The sequence below is a fragment of the Streptomyces sp. NPDC039462 genome (genome assembly GCF_055639375.1).
In genome coordinates, this window is record NZ_JBVKAO010000008.1 from 247,278 (window position 1) to 266,472 (window position 19,195).

At 71.5% G+C, this 19,195-nt stretch carries 17 protein-coding genes; 8 read left to right on the forward strand and 9 right to left on the reverse strand.

Annotated elements, in window-relative coordinates:
* The first annotated feature begins 93 nt into the window (after nt 1-93).
* The 3 genes from ACZ7LU_RS34330 (at nt 94) to ACZ7LU_RS34340 (ending at nt 3,464) form a co-directional block, all read left to right on the forward strand.
* Nucleotides 94-1,131: a P1 family peptidase gene (locus tag ACZ7LU_RS34330; protein ID WP_471918964.1), complete on the forward strand. Its 1,038-nt coding sequence runs from the start codon at nt 94-96 to the stop codon at nt 1,129-1,131.
* Between the two features lie 149 nt (nt 1,132-1,280).
* Nucleotides 1,281-2,510, forward strand: a complete 1,230-nt coding sequence (locus tag ACZ7LU_RS34335; RefSeq protein ID WP_468304836.1) for a L,D-transpeptidase — start codon at nt 1,281-1,283, stop codon at nt 2,508-2,510.
* A 177-nt stretch (nt 2,511-2,687) separates the two neighbouring features.
* Complete coding sequence (locus ACZ7LU_RS34340; RefSeq protein WP_470974769.1) at nt 2,688-3,464, forward strand: DUF6227 family protein; 777 nt, start codon at nt 2,688-2,690, stop codon at nt 3,462-3,464.
* 25 nt (nt 3,465-3,489) lie between these two features.
* On the opposite strand, the gene ACZ7LU_RS34345 is transcribed toward ACZ7LU_RS34340, so the two are convergent.
* The 5 genes from ACZ7LU_RS34345 to ACZ7LU_RS34365 form a co-directional block, all read right to left on the reverse strand.
* Nucleotides 3,490-3,741, reverse strand: coding sequence for a hypothetical protein (locus tag ACZ7LU_RS34345; protein WP_468555724.1), 252 nt, complete (start codon nt 3,739-3,741; stop codon nt 3,490-3,492).
* Nucleotides 3,742-3,828: 87 nt separating this feature from the next.
* A complete protein-coding gene (locus ACZ7LU_RS34350) occupies nt 3,829-6,003 on the reverse strand; it encodes a PTS fructose transporter subunit IIABC (RefSeq protein ID WP_471918965.1) in 2,175 nt (724 codons plus the stop codon).
* Nucleotides 6,004-6,196: 193 nt separating this feature from the next.
* Nucleotides 6,197-7,144, reverse strand: coding sequence for a 1-phosphofructokinase (pfkB, locus tag ACZ7LU_RS34355; protein WP_468715431.1), 948 nt, complete (start codon nt 7,142-7,144; stop codon nt 6,197-6,199).
* A complete protein-coding gene (locus ACZ7LU_RS34360) occupies nt 7,141-7,902 on the reverse strand; it encodes a DeoR/GlpR family DNA-binding transcription regulator (protein ID WP_471918966.1) in 762 nt (253 codons plus the stop codon). The genes pfkB and ACZ7LU_RS34360 overlap by 4 nt, the downstream gene beginning before the upstream one ends.
* 170 nt (nt 7,903-8,072) lie before the next feature.
* Nucleotides 8,073-8,879 carry a TetR/AcrR family transcriptional regulator gene (locus ACZ7LU_RS34365; RefSeq protein ID WP_471918967.1) on the reverse strand — a complete coding sequence of 269 codons (807 nt, stop codon included), beginning with the start codon at nt 8,877-8,879 and terminating at the stop codon, nt 8,073-8,075.
* Between the two features lie 151 nt (nt 8,880-9,030).
* Here ACZ7LU_RS34365 and ACZ7LU_RS34370 point away from each other — a divergent pair, with 151 nt between their 5' ends.
* Complete coding sequence (locus tag ACZ7LU_RS34370; protein WP_471918968.1) at nt 9,031-10,284, forward strand: extracellular solute-binding protein; 1,254 nt, start codon at nt 9,031-9,033, stop codon at nt 10,282-10,284.
* Between the two features lie 141 nt (nt 10,285-10,425).
* Here ACZ7LU_RS34370 and ACZ7LU_RS34375 read toward each other — a convergent pair whose 3' ends face one another.
* The gene (locus tag ACZ7LU_RS34375; RefSeq protein ID WP_471918969.1) at nt 10,426-11,961 is read right to left on the reverse strand and encodes an MFS transporter; all 1,536 of its coding nucleotides are present in this window, start codon (nt 11,959-11,961) and stop codon (nt 10,426-10,428) included.
* 185 nt (nt 11,962-12,146) lie between these two features.
* On the opposite strand from ACZ7LU_RS34375, the gene ACZ7LU_RS34380 reads away from it, so the two are divergent.
* The gene (locus ACZ7LU_RS34380; RefSeq protein WP_471919088.1) at nt 12,147-13,196 is read left to right on the forward strand and encodes a helix-turn-helix transcriptional regulator; all 1,050 of its coding nucleotides are present in this window, start codon (nt 12,147-12,149) and stop codon (nt 13,194-13,196) included.
* 23 nt (nt 13,197-13,219) lie between these two features.
* Here ACZ7LU_RS34380 and ACZ7LU_RS34385 read toward each other — a convergent pair whose 3' ends face one another.
* The gene (locus tag ACZ7LU_RS34385) at nt 13,220-14,221 is read right to left on the reverse strand and encodes an RNA polymerase sigma factor RpoD/SigA (protein ID WP_398303318.1); all 1,002 of its coding nucleotides are present in this window, start codon (nt 14,219-14,221) and stop codon (nt 13,220-13,222) included.
* Between the two features lie 180 nt (nt 14,222-14,401).
* On the opposite strand from ACZ7LU_RS34385, the gene ACZ7LU_RS34390 reads away from it, so the two are divergent.
* Entirely contained in the window at nt 14,402-14,977 is a 576-nt protein-coding gene (locus ACZ7LU_RS34390; RefSeq protein ID WP_398303317.1) for a GNAT family N-acetyltransferase, read from the forward strand.
* Between the two features lie 71 nt (nt 14,978-15,048).
* On the forward strand, nt 15,049-16,131 hold the full coding sequence (locus tag ACZ7LU_RS34395) for a questin oxidase family protein (protein WP_471918970.1): 1,083 nt from the start codon (nt 15,049-15,051) through the stop codon (nt 16,129-16,131).
* A 39-nt stretch (nt 16,132-16,170) separates the two neighbouring features.
* Here ACZ7LU_RS34395 and ACZ7LU_RS34400 read toward each other — a convergent pair whose 3' ends face one another.
* Complete coding sequence (locus tag ACZ7LU_RS34400; RefSeq protein WP_471918971.1) at nt 16,171-16,941, reverse strand: dioxygenase family protein; 771 nt, start codon at nt 16,939-16,941, stop codon at nt 16,171-16,173.
* Nucleotides 16,942-17,077: 136 nt separating this feature from the next.
* Between ACZ7LU_RS34400 and ACZ7LU_RS34405 the strand changes: the two genes are divergently transcribed.
* The gene (locus ACZ7LU_RS34405) at nt 17,078-17,593 is read left to right on the forward strand and encodes a MarR family winged helix-turn-helix transcriptional regulator (protein WP_362998740.1); all 516 of its coding nucleotides are present in this window, start codon (nt 17,078-17,080) and stop codon (nt 17,591-17,593) included.
* Between the two features lie 16 nt (nt 17,594-17,609).
* On the opposite strand, the gene ACZ7LU_RS34410 is transcribed toward ACZ7LU_RS34405, so the two are convergent.
* Entirely contained in the window at nt 17,610-19,133 is a 1,524-nt protein-coding gene (locus ACZ7LU_RS34410) for an MFS transporter (protein WP_468555704.1), read from the reverse strand.
* Nucleotides 19,134-19,195: the final 62 nt, after the last annotated feature.

Consider the following 19,195-nt stretch of genomic DNA (forward strand, 5'->3'; position numbering starts at 1 on the left):
CGGCGCGCACGGACGCGTGGCACCGCGCGGGTGACGCTCGCCACGCGTACGGGGCGGCGCTCATGACAGGCGGTGCGTGGTACGGATCGGGGCATGACTACTGACTCCCTGACCGATGTCGCGGGGCTCCGCGTCGGCCACGCCACACGGGTCGGCGACGGGTGGCTGACCGGCACCACCGTGGTCCTCGCCCCCGAGGGCGGGGCGGTCGCCGCCGTGGACGTGCGCGGTGGCGGGCCCGGCACCCGGGAGACGGACGCTCTCGATCCGCGCAATGTGGTGCAGCGCGTCGAGGCGGTCGTCCTCACCGGCGGCAGTGCGTACGGCCTGGACTCCGCGGCCGGGGTGGTGGCGTGGCTGGAGAAGCGCGGCCGGGGCGTGCGGGTGGGCCCCGATCCCGCCCACGTCGTCCCCGTCGTCCCGGCCGCCTGCGTCTTCGACCTGGGCCGCGGCGGCGACTTCGGGGCCCGCCCCGACGCGGCGACCGGGCGGGCCGCCGTCGCGGACGCCGCGCGCACCGAGCCGTTCACGCCCGTCGTCGAGGGGAACGTGGGGGCGGGCACCGGCGCGGTGGTCGGGAGTCTCAAGGGCGGTGTCGGCAGCGCGAGCATCCGCCTCGACTCGGGCATCACGGTCGCCGCGCTGGTCGTGGCGAACGCCGCGGGTTCGGGGGTCGATCCGGGGACGGGGGTACTGTACGGGCGGTACTTCGAGGGACGGCCGGTGGCTTACCCCGCTCCCGAGGTGCACGAGGAGGCGCGGCGGCGGCTCGCCGAGGCCGCCGCGGAAAACGGGCCGCCACCGCTGAACACCACGCTCGCCGTGGTCGCCACCGACGCCGAACTCACCAAGGCGCAGGCACAGAAGCTGGCCGGCACCTCGCACGACGGAATGGCGCGCGCGGTGCGGCCCGTCCATCTCCTCAACGACGGTGACACGGTCTTCGCCCTCGCCACAGGAGAGCGCGCCCTGGCCGCCGAGAAGCCTCTCGCCCTCAACGAAATCCTCGCCGCGGGCGCGGACGTGGTGACGGCGGCGATCACCCGGGCGCTGCTCGCGGCCCATTCAGTGAAGACGCCGGGCGGCACCTTCCCCGCGTACCTCGACCTCTACGAGCCCTCAGGGAACTAGCCCAAAGACGCCCAAACAGCCCCACAGCGCCGCCTGTTGGGCTCACCGAGTGTGCTCACACTCACACCCTCCGGGCGGAACCTATCCGCGCACAGGAACGCTCTTAACTCGTACTGGAACAGAACACCTAACTGGATCAGAACACGTACTTGGAGCAGCCCGTGACAAGGTCGGTCATAGTCAACCCCCGGCGCCGTGCCCTGCTGGCAGCCACCGCGCTCGCCGCCGTGGGCGCGCTGACCCTGACGGCCTGCGGCGGCGACGCCGACGCCAAGAACGACAAGAAGGGCGCCAACTCCGCCGCCAAGGGCGCGGAGATCACCATCTCCTCGAAGGACGGCGCCACCGACGCCTCGATCAACGCCACCGGCGTCAAGGTCAAGGGCGGCAAGCTGACAAGCGTGAAGATGACGTCGGTGACGTCCGGCGCCGCGGTCGAGGGCACCATCTCGGGCGACGGCACCACCTGGAAGCCCAAGGCGCAGCTGGAGCGCGGCACGAAGTACAAGGTGACCGCCAACGCCAAGGACCCCAAGGGCAACGCGGCGACCGAGAACGCGACGTTCACCACCGTCTCCACGGCCAACAGCTTCATCGGCAGCTACACGCCCGACGGCGGCACCACGGTCGGCGTCGGCATGCCGGTCTCCTTCAACTTCGACAAGCCGATCACGGAGAAGAAGGACGTCCAGTCCAACATCACGGTGACATCGAGCAGCGGCCAGAAGGTCGTCGGCCACTGGTTCGGCAACCAGCGCCTCGACTTCCGGCCCGAGGAGTACTGGAAGGCCGGCTCCAAGGTCACCATGAAGATCAACCTGGACGGCGTGAAGGGCGGGAACGGCATCACCGGCGTGCAGCACAAGACGGTGACCTTCACCGTCGGCCGCGCGCAGGTCTCCACCGTCGACGTCAAGGCCAAGAAGATGACGGTCGAGCGGGACGGCAAGGTCATCAAGACCATCCCGATCTCCGCGGGCAGCCCGTCGAACCCGACGTACAACGGCAAGATGGTGATCTCCGAGAAGTTCACCCAGACCCGGATGAACGGTGACACGGTCGGCTTCGGCGGGGAGTACGACATCAAGGACGTGCCGCACGCCATGCGGCTGTCCACGTCGGGCACCTTCATCCACGGCAACTACTGGGGCTCGCCGTCGATCTTCGGCAGCGCCAACACCAGCCACGGCTGTGTCGGCCTCCAGGACGCGCGCGGCGCGGGCGACCCGAACACCATGGGCGCCTGGTTCTACAACAACTCCCTGATCGGTGACGTCGTCTCGGTCACGGGCTCCCCCGACAAGACGATCGCCCCGGACAACGGCCTCAACGGCTGGAACATGTCCTGGAGCGAGTGGACGGCCGGCAGCGCGAGCTGACGCGCTCACGGCACCGGCAACTGGGCGGGTCACGCGGGAACTTCCCGGGGTGGCCCGCCCGTTTTCCTGATCCCGGGCATCTTGCTCGCGCGTTTTCCCGTTCCCGGGCATGATGTCGGACCCAGGGGCTACGGTATGCACTCACCAGGTGACATGTAGCAACGCCGGGAGCAAGCCTTGAGCGTTCCGTACGACACTGCGTACGAGCCACCCGAGTCGCCCGAGCCACACTCTCCGGAGGAGCACCTCGAGCGACTCCTCGGCCGTGCCCTGAACTCCTTCGATCTGCCGGACGAGGTCCTGGCCCGCCTGAGCACAGCCCTCGCCCATGACAGCTCCCTGCACTCCGCGCACCACAGCTCGGGGCTGCACCGCGAGACGTACAGACATACGTGGCTGCTCGCCGACGCCTCCGTGCTGACCCTCTGGGAGCTCGTCCACAACACCGCGCCGGGCAGCGACCCGACCCACGAGGTCTACGCCGACGAGGAGGAGGCGGGCGTCGCCACCTCACGGCTACCGCTGCCGCCCGACCCGCCGGCGTGCGGCCGGCCCGTCGTGCTCGAGTTCCCGGCCGACTCCGAGCCCCGGCACGCGTATGTTCCGGACGACTCCGCGGACCACGCGCGCCGGCTCCTGCGCCGCGCGGAGAACCCGGACGGCGACCGGCCCGACGAGAGCGTGGCGCGGCTGCTGCGCGCGGCGTTCGCGCACCAGATCACCCAGGCCTTCGGCCGCCCCTGCCTGACCGGTGAGATACGCACGTCCTTCTCGCTCTACGAGCACGCGTTCCTGCTCTTCGACGGCGGCGAGATCAGCCTGTGGGAGGTCGAGCACACGCTCACGCCCGACGGGCGGCACATGTGCGAGGTGTACGACAGCGAGGAGGCGGCCCGCGCCGCGATGGAGCGCAGGGCCCGCGACTGGACGGCGCGGAGCCGCAATCGCTCCTGAGCTGCCGAGTTCTTGCGTTCCTGAGTCAGCGTCCGTCGCCGAACTGCCGTACGAGACCGGCGAAGGCATCCCGCTCGTCCGGCGTCAGCTCCACGGTCTCCGCGCGCGGCGGGCCCTGCTGGGCCGGCAGCGCGCGGAGCGACGGGCTGTGGCGCGGCGCCTCCACGTCGAAGCGGCCCTTGCGCATCATCCGCACCAGGCCGACGGCCCAGACGACGGTCGCCACGGCGAGCACGGCCACGCCTATCTGCTGAACGATCGAGACATCCTGGAGCATGCGGCCCAGTAGACAACAGCGCCCGGGGCTTTCGACAGGGGGTAATAGGACTTAGGTCCCGAAGTGACGCAAGTCGCACACTCCGGTTCAGACCGCCGCAGCGGACTCCTTGGCATCGGTCACGCCCGCCCCTGCCTTCTCCTCCGCCACCGACGCCTCCCCGGGCGCCGTCTTCCTGGCTCCCTTGAGCAGGACGACCACGACCGTCGAGACGCAGACACCGGCGGCGATCGCCACCAGGTAGAGCAGGGGACTGCCGATCAGCGGGACCACGAACACACCGCCGTGCGGCGCGCGCAGTGTGCAGCCGAAGGCCATCGACAGTGCTCCGGTGACGGCGCCGCCCGCCATGGACGCGGGGATGACGCGCAACGGATCGGCCGCCGCGAACGGAATCGCGCCCTCCGTGATGAAGGAGGCGCCGAGGAACCAGGCCGCCTTGCCGTTCTCCCGTTCGGTCCTGGTGAAGAGGCGTCCGCGGACCGTCGTGGCGAGCGCCATGGCGAGCGGCGGGACCATGCCGGCCGCCATCACCGCGGCCATGACCTTGAGGCTGCCGTCGGTCGGGTGGGTGAGGCCGCCGATCGCGAAGGCGTAGGCCACCTTGTTCAGCGGGCCGCCGAGGTCGAAGCACATCATCAGGCCGAGGATGACGCCGAGGATGACCGCGTTGGCCCCGGAGAGGCCTTCCAGCCAGTCGGTCAGCGCGCTCTGCAGCGAGGCGATCGGCTTGCCGACCACGAGGAACATCAGGAAGCCGACCACCGCCGATGAGATCAGCGGGATCACCACGACCGGCATGATGCCGCGCAGCACGGCGGGGATGCGGACCCGCTGGATGCCCATGACGACGGCGCCCGCGAGCAGGCCCGCGGCGAGACCGCCGAGGAAACCGGCGTCGATGGTGACGGCCACCGAACCGCCGACGAAGCCGGGGACCAGGCCGGGCCGGTCGGCCATGCCGTACGCGATGTAGCCCGCGAGGACCGGTACGAGGAAGGCGAAGGCGAGTCCGCCGACCTGGAAGAGCAGCGCGGCCCAGCTGGTGTGGTCCGTCCAGATGAAGTGCTCGGCGACCGACGGCGCCTTGTCGATCTTCCAGCCGCCGATGGCGAAGCCGAGGGCGATCAGGAGGCCGCCCGCGGCGACGAAGGGGACCATGTAACTGACGCCGGACATCAGCCACTTGCGGAGCTTGGTGCCGTAACCGTCGCCGCTTTCCCCCGCGTTGTCGACGGGGGTGGGTCCTCCGGTGGTGGGGGCGGTCGTTTCGCCGCGTGCGGCCTTCTCCCTCACCTCCGCGATGAGTTCGGCGGGACGGTTGATGCCGGCCTTCACCCCTACGTCGACGGTGGGCTTTCCGGCGAAGCGGTCCTTGTCCCGTACCGGGACGTCGTGCGCGAAGACGACGCCGTCCGCGGCGGCGATGGCCTCGGGGTCGAGGCGGGTGAACCCGGCCGACCCCTGCGTCTCGACCGCGATCTCCACGCCGGCGCCGCGGGCGGCGTTTTCGAGGGACTCCGCGGCCATGTAGGTGTGGGCGATGCCTGTGGGACAGGAGGTGACGGCGACGATGCGGAAGGGTTGCCCGGGGGTGGGCGTGGGGGTGGGGGTGGAGTCGGGGGTCGGGCTGGGGTCGGCGTCGGGAGCGTCGGCCGTAGCGGGGACGGCTTCGGGAGCAGTTCCGGCTGGGGCTTCGGGAGCGGTTCCGGTTGCAGCTTCCGGAGCGGTTCCGGCTGCGGATTCGGGAGGGGTTCCGGCTGCGGGAGCGGCTGCGGCTGGAGCTTCGGGAGCGGCTGCGGATTCGGCTGCGGCTTTCTCGCCGCTGATCAGGGCCGCCGCCTCCGTGGCAGACTCCGCCGATCGCAGCGCGGTCGTGAACTCCGCGTCCATCAGCTGCCGTGCCAGGGACGACAGGATCGTCAGGTGGGCGTCGTCCGCGCCGGCCGGGGCCGCGATCAGGAAGATCAGGTCGGCGGGGCCGTCCGGCGCGCCGAAGTCGATGCCGCGTGCCGAGCGGCCGAAGGCGAGGGTCGGCTCGGTGACGTGCGCACTGCGGCAGTGCGGGATGCCGATGCCACCGTCCAGGCCGGTCGGCATCTGTGCCTCACGGGCCGCGACATCGGCGAGGAACCCGTCCAGGTCGGTCACCCGCCCGAGGGCCACCATGCGTTCGGCGAGGGAGCGGGCCGCGGCTTCCTTGGTTTCGGCGGACAGGTCGAGTTCGAGGTCGACCAGGTCCGCGGTGATCATCTGAGTCATCGCGGGCTCCTTCGCACGCGTATCACCCGGGCCGCCGGTGTCGCTGGGTGGGCGGGGGGTGCTGGGGGGACGGGGGCAGCTGAGGGGAGGGAGCTGGGGGTGCCTGAGGTGTGGGGGACGGCCGGGGAGGCGGCGGTAGGTGAGGGGACACTGGCCGCTGGAGGAGCGGGGGGTGCGGGGCACGGGCCGGGGTTCATGTGGCGGGTTCCGTCAGGGGGCGGGTCAGGGGGACCTCGTCCGTCACCGTGACCGCGTCCGGGGCGAGGTCCGACGGGGTCGGCATCGCGCTGCCCGGCAGCTGGACCGCGGCCGCGCCGTGCGCCACGGCGGAGGCGAGCGCGCGGGGCCCGGTGCCGCCGGCGATCAGGAAGCCGGCGAGGGAGGAGTCGCCGGCGCCGACGTTGCTGCGCACGGTGGCGACGGGAGCGCTCGCGAAGTACGTGCCCGTCGCGTCGACCAGGAGCTGGCCGTCGGCGCCGAGGCTGGCGAGGACGGCGCGGGCGCCCGACTTCCGCAGCTCCTGCGCCGCCTCGACCGCGTCGCCGACCGTCGTCAGGGGGCGGGCCACGGCCTCGGCGAGCTCCTCGACGTTGGGCTTGACGACGTCGGGTCGTTCGGCGAGCGCGGCGAGCAGGGCGGGGCCCGAGGTGTCCAGAGCGATACGGGCGCCCGCCTCGTGCGCGCGGGCCACCAACTCCGCGTACCAGGAGGGCTTCAGGCCCCGCGGCAGGCTGCCGCAGCAGGCGATCCAGTCGGCGCCGGCCGACCGCTCGCCGATGGTGGCGAGCAGCAACTCGCGCTCGGCCTCCGACAGTTCGGGGCCCGGCGCGTTGATCTTCGTGAGGGTGCCGTCCGGTTCGGCCACCGCGATGTTGGAACGGGTCTGCCCGGCCACCGGCACCGGGGCCGCCTCGATGCCCTGCTCGCGGAGGAGTTGGGCGACGAGTGCGCCGGGCGCTCCGCCGAGCGGCAGCACGGCGACCGTCCGCACGCCCGCGGCCGCGACGGCCCGCGAGACGTTGACGCCCTTGCCGCCCGGGTCCATGCGCTCGCCGGTGGCGCGGACGACCTCGCCCCGGTCGAGGGACGGCACTTCGTAGGTGCGGTCGAGGGACGGGTTGGGGGTGACGGTGAGGATCATGCGCGTACTACTTCCGTGCCGCCGCGCTCGATGGCGGCCGCGTCGTCATCGGTCAGGCCGGTGTCGGTGATCAGCAGGTCCACGTCGGCGAGGTCGCCGAAGCGGGCGAAGTGCTCCTGGCCGTGCTTGGCCGAGTCGGCGAGCAGCACGACGCGGCGGGCCGCGGCGACGGCTGCCCGCTTCACGGCGGCCTCGGCGAGGTCGGGGGTGGTGAGGCCGCTCTTCGCGGAGAATCCGTTGGCGGCGAGGAAGACGACGTCGGCGCGGATCTCGCCGTACGCCCGCAGGGCCCATGCGTCGACCGCCGCGCGCGTACGCTGCCGGACCCGGCCGCCGATGAGGTGGAGCTGGATGCCGGGGTGGTCGGCGAGGCGGGCGGCCGTCGGCAGGCTGTGCGTGACGACGGTGAGCGTCGACTCCAGCGGGAGCCCTGCCGCCAGGCGCGCGACGGTCGACCCGGCGTCGAGGATGACGCTGCCCTCTGCGGGCAGCTCGGCGAGGGCGGCGCGGGCGATGCGGTCCTTCTCGTCGGCGGCGGTGCCCTCGCGCTCGGCGAGGTCCGGCTCGAAGTCGAGACGCCCGGCGGGGATGGCGCCCCCGTGCACGCGGCGGACGAGACCGGCCCGGTCGAGCGCCTTCAGGTCGCGCCGGATGGTCTCCGCGGTGACCTGGAACTCCTCGGCCAGCGACAGGACGTCGACCCGCCCGCCGTCCCGCGCGAGCCGCAGGATCTCCTGCTGCCGCTCCGGTGCGTACATGTCCGTTCGCCTCCGCCGAATGCCCGAGCTTGTGGTTTCATTCGCAGAGTACGGCTGGATTTCCGGGAAGTAAACAGTTTCGGGCGCGACTCGGACACAAACGGACTTTGTGTCCCTCGCTGAAGATCAGCGCCGAAGGTCAGGGTCCGGCGATGTGGGCGCTTCGAGCCCTACGGCCAGGGAAAGGCGTCCAGAGCCGTCAGGCAGCGCGCCGCGAGCGCCGCCGGACCGTCGGAGGCGTCCGCCGATTCGCCGCCCGGGGCCCGGGTCTCGGCCCGGGTCTCGGACCAGTTCTCAGCCCAGGCCTCGACGGCCACCCGTACCGCCGCACTCGCGACGGCCGCCGCGAGGCGCAGGTCCAGGCCGGGCCCTGCGGGGTCCGGACCCGCCGAGTCGGCGTCTGCCGGACCCCGCGCACCGGCGCGCTCCGCCAGCACCGCCAGCAGCGTCTGCTCCGACGCATGGCACGCGTCCGCCCACACCGAGCGCAGCGCCGGGCTCTCCGCCGACATGCGCAGCAGCGCGCGCACCCAGTCCAGGGACTCCGCCGCGCCCGCGTCGTGGGCGCCGAGCGCGTCCGCGACCGCGTGCCGCAACGCGTCCGGAACGGACAGTTCTGCCGGTGCCCGGCGCACCGCCTCCGCCCACTGCTGCGCCCCCGCGGCGAAGAGCGGCGCGACCGACTCCTCCTTGGTCGCGAAGTAGCGGTAGAAGGTGCGCGGCGCGACACCCGCCGCCCGGGCGATGTCCTCGGCGCGGGTGGCGCGCAACCCGTCCGCGACGAAGAGTGCCGCCGCGGTGCGGGCGATGTCGAGGCGGGTCTCAGTCTTACGACGCTCCGTCAGCGACGGCTGCGACGGTTGCGACGGTTGCGATGGCGGCGCCGACTGGGCCGACTGGGCCAGCCGTGACGACTGAGAGGACTGAGACGACTGCGGCGACTGCGGCGACTGCGGCGACTGCGGACCACTGGACATGACAGGCAGGTTATGCCAGCCCACCACGGACCACCTCGCCGTCACTAACTGCCCCTGTGGCAGAATCTGCCACCCGAAAGCTACGGAAGCGGCCGCCAGGCCCGGGCCCCCGCCCCCGTGGAACCGCAGAGGCAAAAGGTGGCGAACAGCGGTGCGTCGTCGGAAGTTCCTTCTCCACACAGCCGGTCTCACCGGCGCCACCGCGCTCGGCGCCGCAGGCCTGACCGCCTGTTCCGCCGAGACCGACTCCCCGCTCGAGCTCCTCGTCGCCAGCTACGACAAGAGCGTGGGCTCCTCGATCGGCGACCAGTGGGACGGCCTCATCGGCGCCTTCAAGAAGGCCCACCCGGGCATCGAGGTCCACCTCGAACGCGTCCCGTTCACCAAGCTCGACCAGACCCTGGCCCGGCGCGTGAAGGACGGCGACGCCCCCGACATCGCGCAGTCCAACTTCTTCGCGCCCTACGCCGAGGACGGCAAGCTGTACGGCGCCGACGACCTCTTCGACGTCCGTACCGAGGGCGACTTCATCCGCTCCTACGCGGAGGCGGGCATGGTCGACCGCGTGCAGTACGGCCTGCCCTTCCTGGCCAGCACCCCGCGCCTCTTCTACAACAAGGCCCTCTTCAGGCAGGCACGCATCAGGGCCCCCCGCTCCTGGGCCGAACTGCGGGAGGCGGCCGAGGCGTTGAAGGCGATCGGCGTCCCCACCCCGTACGGTCTCCAGCTCGGGCCCGAGGCCGCCGAGGACGAGGCGCTCGCCTGGCTCCTCGCGGACGGCGGCGGCTACGCCGGCCTCACCGGCTACGACTTCGCCACCCCCAGCAACATCGACACCCTCACCTGGCTGCGCGACAACCTCGTGGCGCGCGGCCTGGCGGGCGCCGACCCCAAGTCGCTGACGAGGACGGAGGCGTACGCCCAGTTCCTGCGCGGCAAGATCGGCATGATGATCGCCCACCCGGTCCTGATGGGCGCCGCCGACCAGGCCAAGTTTCCTTACGCGCACGCCCCGTTCCCCAAGAAGCTCGGCGGCGCGGCGCCGCCCGTCGGGCTCAACGACTGGCTGATGGCGTTCAGGCAGAACGGGCGGCGCGAGCAGTGCGGCACGTTCCTGAGCTACCTGTACGGCCGGAAGTCCGCGTTGGCGTACGGCGGGAGTCAGTCCGCCCTGCCGGTGACGAGCTCCGCGTCGGACGCCCTGCGCAAGGACCCGGAGCAGCGGCCGCTCCGGGACTTCATCGACCAGATGCCGCAGGCTCAGTTCCAGCCGACGAACCTCCGCTCCTGGCCGGAGGTCCGGAGCGCGGTGCGCCGCCGTATCGGCGAGGCGGTCGTGAAGGGCGGCAGCCCCAAGGCCGTACTGGAGTCCTTGGACGAGGCGGCCACCCAAGCAGAGCTGTAGCGCTCCGCTGGTTGGGCGGATGGGGGTTGGGCGGGTGGACTGCTGCGGGCGCGCCGTGGCTGGTCGCGCAGTTCCCCGCGCCCCTTGCGCCGTTCCCCGCGCCCCTTTTCGGGGCACGGGGAACCGTCGTCGGAACCGTCCTCAGTGCGTCAGCACCGGCTCCTTCGCCAGCTGTTCGTCGTCCTCCGTCACGTCCTCGTCCCCGCCGCCCTCGATGTGCACCCGCGGCTTCGCCGGCAGGGCGAACATCACCAGGAAGATGACGGCGAGCACGCCCGTCACCCACCACAGCGCGTTCTGGAAACCGTCCGCGAACTCCGCGGGGATCCGCTCCCTCCGGACCCGCTCGTCGATCACCCCGAAGAAGACGACCGACACCAGGCCGAGGCCGAGCGCGGTGCCCATCTGCTGCACGGTGTTGATGAGCCCGGAGGCCGAGCCCGCGTGCTCCCGCGGGACCTCCGAGAGGACCGCGTCCGTCAGCGGGGCCACGATCAGGCCCATGCCGATGCCCATCACGACCAGCGGGAGCGCCATCTGCCAGGGGGCGATGTCCGCGCCGTACCGGCCGGCCTCCCAGATGTAGATGAGCACGCCGGCGGCCATCGCCAGGGCACCGGCCTGAAGCACCTTGCGGCCGAAGCGGGGCACGAGCTTCTGCACGGAGATGCCGGCCGCCGCCGAGACGGCGATCGAGAACGGTACCCCGGTCAGTCCGGCGCGCAGCGCGGTCCAGCCGAGGCCGACCTGCATGTAGAGCGTCCAGACCAGGAAGAAGATGCCCATGGTGACGCCGAAGACGGTCTGCACGGCGATGCCCGCGGCGAAGCTCTTCACCTTGAACAGCGACAGTTCGACGAGCGGCGAGCCGTCCTTGGCGGCCTTCCTCTTCTCGTACGCGACGAGGGCGGCGAAGACGACGAGCGAGCCCGCCATTATGACGTGACCCCACACCGGCCAGCCCAGCTCGCGCCCGCGGGTGAGCGGGTAGAGCAGCATCAGCAGGCCGACGGTGACCAGGACGACGCCGACGAGGTCCAGCTTGAGGGCGCGCGGTGCCTTCGACTCGGTGATGAACTTCCGTCCGAGGATGACCCCCACGATGCCGACCGGCAGGTTGATGAGGAAGATCGGGCGCCATTCGAGGCCGAAGATGTTCCACTCGGTGAGCAGCGCGCCGAGCAGCGGCCCGGAGACCGCGCCGAGACCGACGATCATGCCGAAGAGGCCGAAGACCTTGCCGCGCTCGTGGGCCGGGAAGGTCGCGTGCACGATCGACAGCACCTGCGGCACCATCAGCGCGGCCATGCCGCCCTGCAGGATGCGCGACGCGACCAGCATCTCCGGGTTCACCGCGAAGCCGCAGAGCGCGGAGGCGACGGTGAAGCCGGTGATCCCTATCAAGAAGAGCCGCTTGCGGCCATGGATGTCGCCGAGCCGACCGCCGGTGATGAGACCGGCGGCGAAGGCGAGTGCGTAACCCGCGGTGATCCACTGGATCTGGCTGTACGTGGCGCCCTCGTCCCGCTGGATGGCAGGGATGGCGATGTTGACGATCGTGACGTCGACGAGGTCCATGAAGGCGGCGGTCATCACGATGGCCAGGGCGAACCACCGCCGACGGTCGCCGGCGGCCGCCGGTGTCCCGGGGGCGGAAACGGTGCTGGGTGAAGTCATGCCGCAAGGCTAGAGGCCATATAGGCCAGGACATGACCTAATTATCCGGCATGCTGAGGGCATGACTACGGCATGACGGAGACGACGCGTAAGTACGCCATGCCGACGACGCGACAGATGACTTGACGACGGCACGACGGACGCCACGACGACAGCAAGACGACGACGGGATGGGTGGCATGACCATGACTACGGGCGGTGCGGTGGCCGGTGCCGATACACCGGCGCGCCTCTTCCAGCTCCTCTCCCTCCTCCAGACGCCCCGCGAGTGGCCCGGCGCCGAGCTGTCCGAGCGGCTCGGGGTCAGCAGGCGGACGGTGCGGCGGGACATCGACCGGCTGCGGGACCTCGGCTACCCGGTGCGGGCCAGTCAGGGTGCGGCCGGCGGCTACCGGCTCGTCGCGGGCAAGGCCATGCCGCCGCTCGTCCTGGACGACGAGGAGGCGGTGGCCATCGCGGTCGGCCTGCGGGCCGGGGCGGGGCACGCGGTGGAGGGCGTGGAGGAGGCGTCGGTGCGGGCGCTCGCCAAGCTGGAGCAGGTGCTGCCGGGGCGCCTGCGCCACCGCGTCTCCGCGCTGCAGACCGCGACGACGGCGCTGACCAGCGGGGACGGGGCGAGCATCGCGCCGGAGACGCTGACGGTGATGGCGTCGGCGGCGGCCGGCCACGAGCGGCTGCGGTTCGCCTACCGGGCGGGCGACGGCACGGAGTCGCGCCGGCTCACCGAGCCGTACCAGCTGGTGTCGACGGGGCGGCGCTGGTATCTCGTGGCGTACGACATCGACCGCGAGGACTGGCGGACCTTCCGGGTGGACCGGGTGGCCGACCCGTTCGCCACGGGGGCGCGGTTCGTGCCGCGGGAGCTGCCGACGGGGGACGCCGCGGAGTACATCCGTCAGTCGATGTGGAGCGGGCGGCCGACGCACGACCTGGACGTGACCTTCGCCGCGCCGGCGCACTTCGTCACCGCGCGCCTGCCCGCGCCCCTGAGCCCGGTGGAGCCCCTGGACGACCACAGCTGCCGTCTGCGCTGCCCGGTCTCGGACTCGCTGGAATGGCTGGCGGTCCGACTGGCGGTCCTGGACTGCGACTTCACGGTCCATGGCCCCGGGGAGCTGGTGGACTGCATCAGGGCCATGAGCGGCCGCCTGACCCGCTCGCTCCCGGAAAAAGGGCGGGCGGGTGGGGAAAACGCGCGAAGCACGACGCCCCAGGAAGACGGCGCAGGAGGATAAGGAAACCGCCCAAGGCCGGCCGCCTAGGCCACCGCGTCGAACCCCGTGTCGCGCGCCAGCTTCTTCAGCTCCAAGAGCGCGTGCTTCTCGATCTGGCGGATCCGCTCACGGGTCAGCCCGTGCTCCTTGCCGACCTCCGTGAGCGTGCGCTCGCGGCCGTCGTCTATGCCGTACCGCATCTTGATGATGGAGGCCGTGCGCTGGTCGAGGCGGCCGATCAGGTCGTCGAGCTCCTCGCTGCGGAGCAGCGAGAGGACGGACTGCTCGGGCGAGACCGCCGAGGTGTCCTCCAGGAGGTCGCCGAACTGGGTGTCGCCCTCGTCGTCCACGCCCATGTTCAGCGAGACGGGGTCGCGGGCCCAGTCAAGGACATCGACGACGCGCTCGGGCGTCGAGGCGAGCTCCGCGGCGATCTCCGCGGGCTCCGGATCCCGGCCGTTCTCCCGGTTGAACTCGCGCTGGACGCGGCGGATGCGGCCCAGCTCCTCCACCAGGTGGACGGGGAGGCGGATGGTGCGCGACTGGTCGGCTATGGAGCGGGTGATGGCCTGGCGGATCCACCACGTGGCGTACGTGGAGAACTTGAAGCCCTTGGCGTAGTCGAACTTCTCGACGGCTCGCACCAGTCCGGCGTTACCCTCCTGGATCAGGTCGAGGAGGGGGAGGCCGCTGCGCGGGTAGCGGCGGGCGACCGCGACGACCAGGCGGAGGTTCGACCGGATGAAGACGTCCTTGGCGCGCTCGCCGTCGGCCACGAGGGCTTCGAGCTCCTCGCGGTCCGCGGTGACCTTGCTGTCCTCGACCTCGCCGTCCAGGATCTTCTGGGCATACACCCCCGCCTCGATGACCTGGGAGAGCTCCACTTCCTTGGCGGCGTCGAGCAGCGGCGTGCGCGCGATCTCGTCCAGATACATGCCGACCAGGTCGCGGTCGGCGATCTCCCCGCCTACGGCGCGAACACTGCGTGCCGCGTCGGTCCCACCGGAGGCGGCGGACTTGCGACGGGCGACGGCACGGGTTGCCATGCGTGCTCCCTTGCGATGGTGGTCCTGGTCGGCCCTTTCTGGGGCCTCTGTGGTGGATGGCACACCCTCGGGTGCCCTGCATCCGATGGAAACAACGACTGGAATCCGGACAGAATTCCCAAGCCGCGCATCTTTTTTCCCGGTGGTGCAGTACCCTGTCGCGCCACGGAGGGGGTCCGGATGCCGACGGAACGTACAGAGGTGCAGGTGAGACCGGCCGTCGAGGCTGATCTCGAAGCCCTGACGGACCTCTACAACCACTACGTGCGTGAGACGGCCGTCACCTTCGACACCGTCGCCTTCCTGCCGGAAGAGCGCCGCCCTTGGCTGCTCTCCCACCCTGAAGACGGCCCGCACCGCCTCTTGGTTGCTCAGGAGCGCGATCCCGGCCCGGGCCCCTGCTCCGACCCCGGCCCCGGCTCCCGCACCCACGCCTCCCGTGTGCTCGGATACGTGACCAGTAGTCCTTTCCGCCCGAAGCCCGCTTACTCCACTTCCGTGGAAGTCAGCGTGTACTGCGCCCCGGACGCCGCGGGCCGGGGCATCGGCACGCTCCTCTACAAGGCCCTCCTGGAAGCCCTGGAAGGCGAGGACGTGCACCGCGTCTACGCCGGGATCGCCCAGCCGAACGAGGCCTCGGTCCGTCTGCACGAGCGCTTCGGCTTCCGGCATGTGGGGACGTACGAGGAAGTCGGCAGGAAGTTCGGGCGGTACTGGGACGTCGCCTGGTACGAGCTGCGGCTGGGGATGGCCTAGACCTTCTGGGCCCGAGGACCTAGATCGCAAGGCCGTTACGCACCGGCAGGTCAGCGGCCTACCGTCCCCGCATGACCGACACCACAGGAATTCTCGACGAAGCCCTGCAGCGCCTGCACACCTCGGGCCCCGAGCGTCTCGGACGGCTCACCAACCACGCCCCGATGGCCGTCGAGGCGCTCGCCGCGCACGGGCAGTCCCTGGCCGTCCACCGGTGGCTGGATCTTTACGCCCCCAAGCTGGAGGAGTTTCCCGCCCCGTTCGAGCCGGTCACCGACGCGAACTGGCAGGCCGCCCTGGGTGACCCGCGCCGCGCCGCCGACTGGATCGCGTACTTCGGCCGGGAGATCGAGGCCCGGCCCTGGCGCGACGTGCTCGCCGAGTGGTGGCCGCGCCTGCTGCCCGGCCTGTACGGCAGCGCCGCGCACCCGGTGATCCGGGTGGGCCACGCCGTGCGCACCCTGGAGGAGAGCGAAGCGGAGGCGGGGAGCGGGCAGGCGGGGAGCAGCGGGCAGGCGGGGAGCAGCGGGCAGCCGGGCGGCGTGACCGAACCCCGTCTCGCCGAGCTCGCGCACGGCCTCGGCTACTGGGCCGCCCGCCACTACCCGCTCCCCGGTGTCGCCACCCTGCCAGGCGCAGAGAGCGCCGCCGGAGCGCTGGACGCGGTGCCGCCCATCGCGAACCGGGCCGACGGCGGCTACCCGACGCGGCTCGACCGGGTCGAGGGGCTGCCGGTGTGGGCCGCTTCGGTGGACGACCCGGAGGAGGCCCGGCGCCGGCTGACGGAGCTGGTGCGGGCGGCCACCCACCGGTACGCCACGCACGGCCACGGCGACGAGACGATGCTGGTACACGCGGCGACCGCGCCCAACGCCGTGCTGCGCGCCCTGCCCGCCCTCCCCCGCGCCCTGTGGGTCCCGAGCCTGCACGCCGCGTGGACGGCGTCGGCGGCGATCACCGCCATGTACGCGCCGGACGAGCCGGTGGAGTACGCCGCGCCGGGCACCTTCTCCGCCGAGGAGGTCTTCGAGCGGGCCATGGCGCACGGCGACGAGCATGTGATCAAGTTCGCGGACACGGCGCTCGACGTCGGCGACGAGCGGGCTCTGGCGGCGGCCCTGCGCGCCGTCGAGCTCAGCGAGCCGCTCGTGTAGAGGGGCCGTCGTGGGGCCCGCCCGCCCCCACACCCGCCCTCACCCGAACTGCACCGACCTCTTCGCGAGCCCCATCCAGAACCCGTCGATCACGCTGCGCTGCCCGTCGAGGTCCCCCGTGGCCTCGGCCGCGCCGAGCGTGACGAAGAGCGGTGCGAAGTGCTCGGTGCGCGGGTGGGCGAGCCGCCCGGCCGGGGACTTGTGCCCGAAGTCGAGCAGCGCGTCCACGTCGCCCGCCTCCAGGGCCTCGTACCCCCAGGCGTCGAACTCGGCCGACCAGCCGGGCACGCCGCCGTGACGCAGCGCGGCCAGGTTGTGCGTGAAGAAGCCGCTGCCGACGATCAGCACGCCCTCGTCGCGCAGCGGCGCCAGCCTGCGGCCGATGTCCATGAGGCGGCGCGGGTCGAGGGTCGGCAGGGAGATCTGGAGCACGGGGACGTCCGCGTCCGGGTACATCTCCACGAGCGGGACGTACGCGCCGTGGTCGAGCCCGCGGTCCGGCACGTCCTGCACGGGCGTGCCGGGCGCGTGCAGCAACTTGCGTACGGAGGCGGCGAGTCCGGGCGCGCCCGGCGCGGCGTACGTCACTTGGTAGTAGTGCTCGGGGAAGCCCCAGAAGTCGTACACGAGGGGCAGCGTCTCGGTGGCGGACAGGGCGAGCGGCGCCTCCTCCCAGTGGGCGGAGACCATCAGGATCGCCTTGGGGCGGGGCAGCTCCGCGGACCAGGCGGCCAGCTCGCCGGGCCAGACGGGATCGTCGGCGAGCGGCGGGGCGCCATGGCTGAGGTACAGGGCGGGCATGCGGGTCATCGCGCACCTCCGGGCGGGTGGAACCGGGTGGAACAACGGGTGAAGGAACGAAAGTACTTGAAACATCAAGCTCTATGCCTCCACCGTATGCCCGCTTTGTTCAAAGTTCAAGGAAGGGCCTCGTACAGTGGGGTACATGGATATGGCAGCGACCCCTCCCCCGGCCGGTGAGCCGCACTGGCTGGACGGCGACGAGCAGCGCGTCTGGCGGGTCTATCTCCAGGCGACCACCCTTCTCGACGACTTCCTCGACCGTCAGCTCCAGCGCGACGCGGGCATGCCGCACATGTACTACGGCCTCCTGGTCCAGCTGTCCGACGCCCCCCGGCGGCGGCTGCGGATGACCGAGCTGGCCAAGACCATGAAGATCACCCGGTCCCGCCTCTCGCACGCGATCGCCCGCCTGGAGAAGAGCGGCTGGGTGCGCCGCGAGGACTGCCCCTCCGACAAGCGCGGGCAGCTGGCGATCCTCACCGACGAGGGCTTCGAGGTGCTGCGCAGGACCGCCCCCGGCCATGTGACCGCCGTCCGCCAGGCCCTCTTCGACCGGCTCACCCCGGAACAGCAGAAGTCCCTCGGCGAGATCATGACGATCGTCGCCGAGGGACTTCAGCCCAAGGAGGCCGGTGCGGACCTCCCCTGGCTCCGCTAGGTGCTCACCGAGGAGGTCAGTGGGCCATCACCGGGATCTTCACCTCGTCCTCGGCGCCGTCCGCCGAGTCGCCCGAGGCCGCGGCGCCGCCCTGGTGACCGGTGTTGATGAACGTCGCCGCGATCAGCGCGGAGACGACCAGGATGCCGACCGCCCACCAGATGGCGCTGGTGTAGCCCTCGACCATGGCCTGCGCCTGGACGAGCTTGGGGTTGGCGGCGCCGGCCGCGTGGTCCGCGATGTACGCGGAGGTCGCGGAGGCGGCGATGGTGTTCAGGAGCGCCGTGCCGATGGCGCCGCCGACCTGCTGCGAGGTGTTGACCATCGCGGAGGCGACACCGGCGTCACGGGCCTCGACGCCGTGCGTGGCGAGCGACATGGCGGGCATGAACGCCGTACCCATGCCGAGGCCGAGCATCAGCTGCGCCGGCATGATCAGCCCGGTGTACGAGGAGCCGACCTCCAGCTGCGTCAGGAGCAGCATGCCGACGGCGGCGAGCAGGAAGCCCGGGCCCATCAGCAGCCGCGGCGGGACGCGCGTCATCAGCCGGGCGCCGATCTGCGTGGAGCCCACGATCATGCCCGCGATCATCGGCAGGAAGGCGAAGCCGGTCTTGACCGGCGAGTAGCCCTCGACGATCTGCAGGTAGTACGTGAGGAACAGGAACAGGCCGAACATCGCGATGACGGCGAGGCCGAGCGAGAGGTAGACGCCACCGCGGTTGCGCTCGGTCAGGACGCGCAGCGGGAGCAGCGGCGACTTGACCTTGGCCTCGGTGAGGACGAACGCGGCGAGCAGCACGACCGACGCGACGAACATGCCGATGGTCACGGAGTCCGACCAGCCGTCGGACTCGGCGCGCGTGAAGCCGTAGACCAGCGCGACCAGGCCCAGGGTGGACAGGACCACGCCGGGGATGTCGAGCGGCGAGCGGTTGCGGCCGCCGGCCGGCTCACGGATGACGAAGTACGCGCCGAGGGCGGCGATCACCGCGAACGGGATGTTGACGAAGAAGGTCCAGCGCCAGTTCAGGTACTCGGTGAGGAAGCCGCCGAGGATCAGGCCGACGGCGCCGCCGCCACCGGCGATCGCGCCGTAGATGCCGAAGGCCTTGGCGCGCTCCTTGGCGTCGGTGAACATCACCGCGAGCAGCGAGAGGGCGGCGGGCGCGAGCAGCGCGCCGAACACACCCTGGAGGGCGCGGGCGCCCAGCATCATGGCCTCGCCGGTCGCGGCGCCGCCGAGCGCGGAGGCCGCGGCGAAGCCGATGAGACCGGTCACGAAGGTGCGCTTGCGGCCCCACAGGTCGGAGATGCGGCCGCCGAAGAGCAGCAGGCCGCCGAAGGCGAGCGCGTAGGCCGTGATGACCCACTGGCGGTTGCCGTCGGATATGCCGAGGTCCTCCTGGGCGGAGGGCAGCGCGATGTTCACGATGGTCGCGTCGAGCACGACCATCAGCTGCGCGAGGGCGATGAAGACGAGCGCCTTCCAGCGGTTGGCGTCTGGCCCTGAGTCGGGCTTGAGGACTGTTTCGGACATAGGGGTGGCCACCTAGCGGTACGGAGTGAACTGAAACAGGAAAACGAAATGGAAAAAGGGGG

Excerpts from the sequence above, each read along its gene's own strand:
- ACZ7LU_RS34405 (WP_362998740.1), top strand. The coding sequence starts at position 17,078 with ATGGATATGGCAGCGACCCCTCCCCCGGCCGGTGAGCCGCACTGGCTG.
- ACZ7LU_RS34360 (WP_471918966.1), bottom strand. The coding sequence starts at position 7,902 with ATGTACGCACCGGAGCGGCAGCAGGAGATCCTGCGGCTCGCGCGGGAC.
- ACZ7LU_RS34395 (WP_471918970.1), top strand. The coding sequence starts at position 15,049 with ATGACCGACACCACAGGAATTCTCGACGAAGCCCTGCAGCGCCTGCAC.
- ACZ7LU_RS34365 (WP_471918967.1), bottom strand. The coding sequence starts at position 8,879 with ATGTCCAGTGGTCCGCAGTCGCCGCAGTCGCCGCAGTCGCCGCAGTCG.
- ACZ7LU_RS34350 (WP_471918965.1), bottom strand. The coding sequence starts at position 6,003 with ATGACTCAGATGATCACCGCGGACCTGGTCGACCTCGAACTCGACCTG.
- ACZ7LU_RS34345 (WP_468555724.1), bottom strand. The coding sequence starts at position 3,741 with ATGCTCCAGGATGTCTCGATCGTTCAGCAGATAGGCGTGGCCGTGCTC.
- ACZ7LU_RS34400 (WP_471918971.1), bottom strand. The coding sequence starts at position 16,941 with ATGACCCGCATGCCCGCCCTGTACCTCAGCCATGGCGCCCCGCCGCTC.
- ACZ7LU_RS34390 (WP_398303317.1), top strand. The coding sequence starts at position 14,402 with ATGCCGACGGAACGTACAGAGGTGCAGGTGAGACCGGCCGTCGAGGCT.
- ACZ7LU_RS34330 (WP_471918964.1), top strand. The coding sequence starts at position 94 with ATGACTACTGACTCCCTGACCGATGTCGCGGGGCTCCGCGTCGGCCAC.
- ACZ7LU_RS34380 (WP_471919088.1), top strand. The coding sequence starts at position 12,147 with ATGACTACGGGCGGTGCGGTGGCCGGTGCCGATACACCGGCGCGCCTC.
- ACZ7LU_RS34410 (WP_468555704.1), bottom strand. The coding sequence starts at position 19,133 with ATGTCCGAAACAGTCCTCAAGCCCGACTCAGGGCCAGACGCCAACCGC.
- pfkB (WP_468715431.1), bottom strand. The coding sequence starts at position 7,144 with ATGATCCTCACCGTCACCCCCAACCCGTCCCTCGACCGCACCTACGAA.
- ACZ7LU_RS34375 (WP_471918969.1), bottom strand. The coding sequence starts at position 11,961 with ATGACTTCACCCAGCACCGTTTCCGCCCCCGGGACACCGGCGGCCGCC.
- ACZ7LU_RS34385 (WP_398303318.1), bottom strand. The coding sequence starts at position 14,221 with ATGGCAACCCGTGCCGTCGCCCGTCGCAAGTCCGCCGCCTCCGGTGGG.